This window comes from Mycoplasma tracheobuteonis, from assembly GCF_054456995.1.
Window position 1 is genome coordinate 1 of sequence record NZ_JBTKTG010000020.1, and the last position, 7832, is coordinate 7832.

Genomic DNA, 7832 nt, shown 5'->3' on the forward strand with positions numbered 1-7832 from the left:
GCTCTATATTGTGGGGCTGTTCATTTTTTATACCTTTAAAACTTGGAAACACAGGTTATTAATTCGAATTCCATAAAAAAATGTCTAGGATTTTACCTAAACATTTCACTAAAATTTAACACCTAACGTTTTGATTTATCGTATGGTATACCAGCAGCGGCTGGCCCTGAATTCGTTTTTGATGTAAATATCATTATTACAAGTGTTACAGCATATGGTACTGCTTTCAATAAGTCAGCATATTGTGGTGAATCCAAGAATTGAATACCATAATATGAGAATGACATCATTAATGAGAATAATGCAGTTACTATCAATGATATAGAAATTCTTCATCTTGAAGTAATCATAATAGCTAATGCTAAATATCCATATCCATTTACTTCTTTAGTTAATGAGAACTCTGAAGTATTAATTACAGCAAAGAATGTCCCTGCTAAACCAGCGATAGCACCCGCTAAAAGAACAGCTTCTCATTTAATTTTATTAACATTTATACCTGCAACATCGGCAGCTTGTGGATTTTCACCAATTGCTCTAAATCTTAAACCTCATCTTGTTTTTCTTAGTGCGAATCAAGAAATGGCAATCACTATAATTGATATAAATGTTTTGAATGATAAAATGTTACCATAATTTGTCAAACTTGGCTCATATGCAAGTTCATTTCTTCCTCTTAATTGAACAAAGACCCCTCCACCTTGAAGTGTAGTTAAAACCAAAATAAGAATTGAAGCAATACCTGCTGCAAAAACATTTATTGCAAAACCAGAAATTGTTTGATCAGCTTTTAATTTGATTGTTGCGAAACCAAATAATAAAGAGAACAACATTGTCATTAACACACTTATGATAGTTAACGGAATTTGTCAATAAGGAGATTTAGAAAGGGAGTCAGGATCATTTGGATCAAAAATAATATCTGACACAATTACTGATCCCACTAAATACATTATAGCTCCAAAAATTATAAAACCATTGATAGCTATGTTAACTATTCCTGCTCTTTCTGAAAAAATACCAGAAATTGTTCCTAGCATTAGAACACAGAAAAAGAATACAGCGAAAACAATTATAGTTTCCATTAGATTTCTTCTCCTTTCTCGTCTAAAATAGGTGTATATTTCAGAACTATGCTTTCATATGGTCTCTTGAAGTATTTAGAATGAAAATCGTTGAAAATTTTATTTTTTAATGCTTTATAAATTTGTTTTCTATTTCTCTTTTCAGCTTTGTAAGCATTTTGTGTTTCAACAACATTATTAAGTCCTAAAGAATCTCTTTTTCTTAATAATTCGAATTTTAATCTAGAAATTTCATCATATACTTTCATTTTATCTTGAACATCATAATTCTTCATAGATAATATCAGATTAGATACTTTATCTTCATATTGTTTTTGAAGTGTTTTATATTCTTTTATCTTATCTTTGTTACCAATACGTGCTATTTTCTTAGATGCACTATATGTAGTATTATGAATTTTTTGGTATTCCGCAGAATATTTTGAGCTATATTCGCTAAGAATTTCATTTACTTCTTTGTAATATTCATATTTAGCTTGTTTTCTTTCGATTTTATCATTTGCTTTAGAAACAGCTTCATTGTATGCATTTTTCACATCTTTTAATCCCTTATCTTTATTTTTCTTAATAAGAGAAATTTGATTTAAAACCATTTTTTTATTATTTTCATATTCTTTATCAAATCTTATTTTGTTTTCTTTTATAAAGTTAATATATTTTGGATTTTTTAGATAATTTTCTTCTTTATGCTCTTCTAATCATTTACTTGTTAAAAATGCTTTTTCTTTATCTCAACATTTAGTTTTATGTGATTTCTTAACTAAGTTATGATAAATAGCAAAATTTTGTCAATACTCTTTATGGAACATTAAAACAATTTGTTTTTTGAAGAAATCTAATGGTCTAAAATTGTAGAACATCATTGATAATGCAGCCATGAATATAATTAATCCAGTGATTATTGGGTAAAAGTCTTTTGCAATACCTCTAGCAGATTGGAAACTAGCTGAAGCTGAATTTAAGAATGCATATAAAATTGATGTTGCAATCGTACCAATTGGGTTATTTAGTGCAATAAGTGCGATAGCGATACATTCAAAACCAATATTTAATGGTATAGCCGGTGAAACATTAATCTTTTTAGTTTGAATTATTATGTAGTAGAAACCAGCTAATCCAGCTAAAGCCCCTGATGCTGCCATTATACCTATAGTAACTAATTTTTCATTAATTCCAACATATTCGGCATTTGATCTATTTAATCCAACCATTTTGATTTTATATCCTAAGGTTGTTTTTGAATAAATAAATCAAATTACTAGAGTAATTAATATTACAAATGCTATTCCAAAATAAATAAATTTGTTTACTAAATCATCTGAAATAACAATACTTCTTGTTCCGAATGGTGAAAATAATCATTTTTCAGCTTCTGCTGATCCTTCGGGAAAGAACATGTAGTTAGTACTTGTAAATAATCAAATAGAAACGAATGTTATTATTCAATTAATAAAAATTGTTGAAATAACTTCATGGACATTGAAAAATGCTTTCAAGAAACCAGAAACCGCACCGGTTACAGCACCTATTATAATGAATAATAAGAACATACCTACAAAGTATGATGGTGAAATTTGATTCATAGGTATTCTTGCTGAAATGATTACCGCGAAGAATACAACACCTGGTAAAAGCATTTGACCAGGGACACCAATATTAAATAGTCCAGATTTAAATCCTATAGCTACTGCTAAACCAGAGAATGCAAAAACTAAGAAGAATATTAATGTATTTTTGAAAACTTCCGGTTTTGATGCAAACGAAATAACATCAGAGAAGAAAGAGAAAAATCCTATTTCTCCACCTGTCGAACGACCAATTAAGAAATATAAAATATTTGCTAGGAATAATCCTATAAGAACAGCTCATAGAGATGAATATAATTTTCTTCTATTTTTTACTTTATCATCAAACATGAAAAATCTCTTTGTTTTATCAACTGTTGATATAGTTGCTTTTAGAAATTTATTTTGTTTTTTAGATACAACTTCAGTCATTATTTATCACCTCCTTTGTGTGCCATATATAATCCAATATCTGTACGTGTTAAATCTTTTGCATCTTTTAATGCAACGATTTCTCCTGTATTTAAGACAGCAATTCTATCCGCTAAAGCTAATACTTCATCTAATTCATAAGAAATAAGTAAAATAGCCTTACCAGATTCTTTTTCTTTTAAAATTCTTTCGTGAATATTTTTAATAGCCCCGACATCTAATCCACGTGTTGGTTGGAGAATTAATATGAAATCATGTGGGGAGTTCATTTCTCTACCAACAATAAATTTTTGTTGGTTTCCACCAGAAAGAGAACGTGATTGGGAATAACCATTTCTAGCACCGCGAACATCGTATTTTTCGATAATTTCTTTTGTTTCTTTTGAAATTGGTTTTGCCTTAAAAATACCAAACTTATTATATTTTTTGTCTCATAACCTACGTAGTGTAGTATTTTCTTTAATTGTATAATCTAAAGCAAGACCATGCTTATGTCTGTCGCTTGGTATAAAACTAAATCCTAATTCAGAAATTTCTTTTACACTAAGCTCGTGTAATTTGATAAAGTCATCTTCGTTGCGAGATACTTGTTTTACAAAATTATTTTTGCTATAGATAAATAATAATGCAATTAGATTTGCAAATAAAGCCACACCTAAAACTAAAAGAGATATTAATAGTGGCGATATCGCACTTGCATGTTTAATTATAGCGACAATATTAATAACAAATGAACTAATAAATACAACAGCGAATGATACCGGAATAAATAACTGATTAATATTCTTTGCTAATGTTTTAGTAACAAATGATATATATAAGGTTAATGACATTAAAATTAATGAAATAACACCAAATGTTAATGTTGCTATTAATAATCCATTAGAACCTATTATGCTTGCGATAGATAGCGCAGTGAATAAGAACACTAATGAAATTGATCATAAAACTATAGGTTTATAGTTTTTAAACAATAAATGAGCTAATTTTTTAGATTTAAATAAAGTTTGGGGTGAATTTTCATCTATTTTTTTCTTTGAATTAAGTTCAATATTTCTGTAAATTTCTATTATTTTATTTCCAAATAAATTAATCATTAGAACAATAAATAAAATTCCAGCAAATAAGAAAGAAAAAGCACCTAAAATTAATAATATTGTATGTTGTGAAGCATCACTTATTGGTGAGAAAATAAATGTTAAACCTAAATATGCCAAGAATAATGCCATTAATGTTAATGAAATATCCTTAATTTTTTTCTTTTTATAGATTTCTTTAGATTTTTCTTGAACAAATTCAGTCTTTTTTAATAAGACTTCACCATTTAATGGTTTCATCATTCCACTTACAACATATTCTAAATCATGTTGCCCGTTGCCTTCTACTCCAGCAATAGCTACAATTTCTCCACGTTTAACATCTAGAGATAAATTGTGTAAAGGTTTTTCACCATTTGTTGTTATATTTTTTAAACTTAAGATAACCTCATTTTTAGAAGTATCTGTATATTCATTTCTGGCGATTTCTACTTCTCCGCCAACCATACGATTTGCCATTTCAGAAATCGACACATCAGCAACCTTAAAGTTACCCATCACTTGACCATGTCTTAGAACTGTAGCATTGTCAGCAACTTCTTTAATTTCTGCTAATTTATGCGAAATAAATAAAATTGTTTTTCCTTGCTCTCTGAAAAGTTTAAATGTATTTAGAAGACCTTGAATCTCCTGATCTGTTAAGACAGCTGTAGGTTCATCAAAAATAAGAATTTCTGAATCACGATAAAGCATCTTCATAATTTCAACTTTTTGTTGAGTAGCAACTGTTTCTTTTCCTGTCAATTTATTTAAATCAAAATGTAAATCAAACATTTCTTGAATTGTTTTGATTTTTTCAATTGCAGGTTTATAGTTTATAACTCTTGAATATTTGTTATAGTCTTCTGAACCTAATACAATATTTTCAAGATTCGTATAAACATCAACTAATTTGAAATGTTGGTGCACCATCCCGATACCAAGTTTATTAGCATCATTAGGCCCTGAAATCAACACTTCTTTATCGTTCACTTTTATAATTCCTTCATCCGGCTCATAAAGACCGAACAGAATTGACATTAATGTACTTTTCCCAGCACCATTTTCTCCGATTAAGGCATGGATAGTACCTTTTTCGACAGAAAACGAAACATCTCTGTTCGCTTTTATAGAACCAAAAGATTTAGAAATATTTATGAACTCAATAGCATTTTTTGCAGTTGTTTTCATATTCCTCTCTCCTTGGATAAAATAAGTTTTATTATTTAAGAAAATTATACTATAAGATAATAAAAAATAATTTTTTATCTCTACAAATTAGTATTTATAAATAATACACTATTTATTCCATTTTTTCTCTAAATAAAGTCAAAAAGCCTTAATAAGGCTTTTTTGAGATTATTATTTTGCAGATGCTAATGTATTAACTGCTGCAGCAACAGTGTTTGCAACAGCTATACCTGTAACTGTTGAAACTGCAGGAGTATTAGGAGCTGTAGAATCTGTGTCCACAAAATCTAATATTTCTTTTGTAGCATTTCTAAATTCAGTTTCATATTTTTGTAATTCTTGGTTTACGAAATTTCTTTGTTCTTCATTGCTTATTGTGCTTGGTGCATATGAAACTCATCCTTGAGCTAATGAACCGTGAATTCCTGTTAAATCGTCTTTAAATAAACCTTGTTCATTTAATCCGAACATTGTATATAGAAGAGCATCATAAACTGATTTACCTATATTTTTAGTAATTGATGAGAAGAATCTTCCTTCTTGTCCAGGGAAAGCTTTAGATTGGTCAGCATCAACCCCGATAATTAATGTATCACTGTTTTTTGCTGTCAATTCATCTAATACAACAGATGTTGCTGTTCCAGCAACTGGTAAAATAACTTTTCCGCCTAAACCAATTGTTTCTAAAACAACTTGTTTCATTGTGTTATTATTATCGAAACCAGCTTTTACATTAATAGCATTTGTTTTAGCTGGTAAAGGAATTGAAACTTTTGCATTATTAGTTTTATCATATTGATAAATACCTTTTACATAACCATTAATGAAAGCAGTAACTCCTGTATAATCTCCACCACCAAATGTTGTTGTTTTTAAATTATTTGTTGAGTATTTTGCTAAATATGATGCAACTGCTTGACCAACGATGTAGGCAGGTTCTTGAACTTTATATTCAAGGCAATAACAGTTTTTAAATGTTTTTCCAGCTTCTGTTAATTGACTTTGATCTAATGAATAGTCAATTCCTATAATTTTAACACCTTTTTGATTTAACTCAGCAGCATGTTCGTTTATGTATTTAGGCAATTCTTCACTGTGTTTGTATCCTGATAAAATTCAAAGTTGAATCCCTTGTGATAAAAGTGAATTATATGTAGTTTCAAGTGGTTGAGATTGATCAGGCTCAATAGGTCTGATAGTCATGCTCTTTCCAGCTTTTTTAACTTGATCGTAAACTGTTAAAACACTTTCTCATGCAGATTGGTTAAATGATTTATCTAAAACATTCGCTGATTCTGTTACTAATGCAACAGTTGGAATAGATTTAGCTTCCTTAATCTTAGCTTCAATATCTTTTTCTACAATTTGACCATTTGTAATACGTTTACTTGGTTCAATGTATTTTGCGGGTTTAGATTCGCTATTACATGATACAGCAGCAACTGGTAATGCAATAGCAGAAATTCCTACAACTGTAATTAATAATGATTTAATTTTTTTCATAATTCTCCGATATAAAATTAATTAATTAATTTTTCGAACAAATCATTAATTTTTTTAGTACTAATTTGTTCCGCTAATATTATATTAAATTAGGCTAAAGATAATATAAAATGTGGAACAGCATAATATTTTGTTCCACATTTTTAAAAATAAGCCTTTTTTAAGCTTTTTGTAAAATTTTTTTATTTAAATTCCAGCTTTTTTAGTTATTTAAATTTAGCTTTTTAAGCCTAAAAATAAGGTATTTTTGATATTTTTTTGTTTAAAAAAGAAAAACCTCAGTATTTTGAGGATTTCTAATGATTAAAATTGGTATTTTTCTGGGTGTTTTTCTTGCATTAATTTAATGAATTCTTTTTTGTCCATTTCACCATATTTTTCCATTAATTCAACGCATTCATCATATTCTTGCATTGCTCAAGTAACATCTTCAAACCCATCAACTGAAGTAATTCCTTCACGTTTTCAGTTTTTGTATGTAGAGAAGAATGTTTTAACTGTATCTAGAAATGGTAAAGGAAGATCTTTTAATGATTGAATGTGATCTAATCTGTAATCATCAGCGTGTACTGCGATTAATTTAGTATCAGTTTCACCATCATCAATCATTTTCATAGCTCCGATAATACGAGCATTTAATGAAACACCTGGCATAAATGTTTCTTCTGAGTATAGAAGAACATCAAGTTCATCACCATCTCAATCTAAAGCATTTGGCACAAAACCATAGTTACATGGGTAAACAAAATCTCCTCTTAGTATTCTGTCTACTTCTATTTGTTTGGTTTTTCTATTGTATTCATATTTGATTCTTGAATTCTTTTGAATTTCAATTTTTACTTGGATTTCTTTTTGCATATTTAAATAGTAACACAATGAATAAAAAAAATCAAAAAAATTATTTGAAAAATTGTAAAATAAGCTTTATTTTGTCACCCCTAGAGTAGATAGAATAGAGTAAAATATAGGTGATATTTATT

5 protein-coding genes are annotated in these 7832 nt (G+C 28.5%); all 5 read right to left on the reverse strand.

The window, feature by feature from the left end; all coding sequences use genetic code 4:
- Positions 1-122 precede the first annotated feature (122 nt).
- The 5 genes from ACX1M8_RS03150 to ACX1M8_RS03170 all read right to left on the reverse strand — a co-directional run bounded on the left by ACX1M8_RS03150 (position 123) and on the right by ACX1M8_RS03170 (position 7710).
- Complete coding sequence (locus tag ACX1M8_RS03150) at positions 123-1085, reverse strand: ABC transporter permease (RefSeq protein WP_458616344.1); 963 nt, start codon at positions 1083-1085, stop codon at positions 123-125.
- Positions 1085-3082: an ABC transporter permease gene (locus ACX1M8_RS03155; protein ID WP_458616345.1), complete on the reverse strand. Its 1998-nt coding sequence runs from the start codon at positions 3080-3082 to the stop codon at positions 1085-1087. Before ACX1M8_RS03155 ends, ACX1M8_RS03150 begins: the two co-directional genes overlap by 1 nt.
- Positions 3082-5349 carry an ATP-binding cassette domain-containing protein gene (locus ACX1M8_RS03160; RefSeq protein ID WP_458616346.1) on the reverse strand — a complete coding sequence of 756 codons (2268 nt, stop codon included), beginning with the start codon at positions 5347-5349 and terminating at the stop codon, positions 3082-3084. Before ACX1M8_RS03160 ends, ACX1M8_RS03155 begins: the two co-directional genes overlap by 1 nt.
- 171 nt (positions 5350-5520) lie before the next feature.
- On the reverse strand, positions 5521-6852 hold the full coding sequence (locus tag ACX1M8_RS03165; protein ID WP_458811015.1) for a BMP family ABC transporter substrate-binding protein: 1332 nt from the start codon (positions 6850-6852) through the stop codon (positions 5521-5523).
- Positions 6853-7155: 303 nt separating this feature from the next.
- The gene (locus tag ACX1M8_RS03170) at positions 7156-7710 is read right to left on the reverse strand and encodes an inorganic diphosphatase (protein WP_458616348.1); all 555 of its coding nucleotides are present in this window, start codon (positions 7708-7710) and stop codon (positions 7156-7158) included.
- Between the last annotated feature and the right edge of the window lie 122 nt (positions 7711-7832).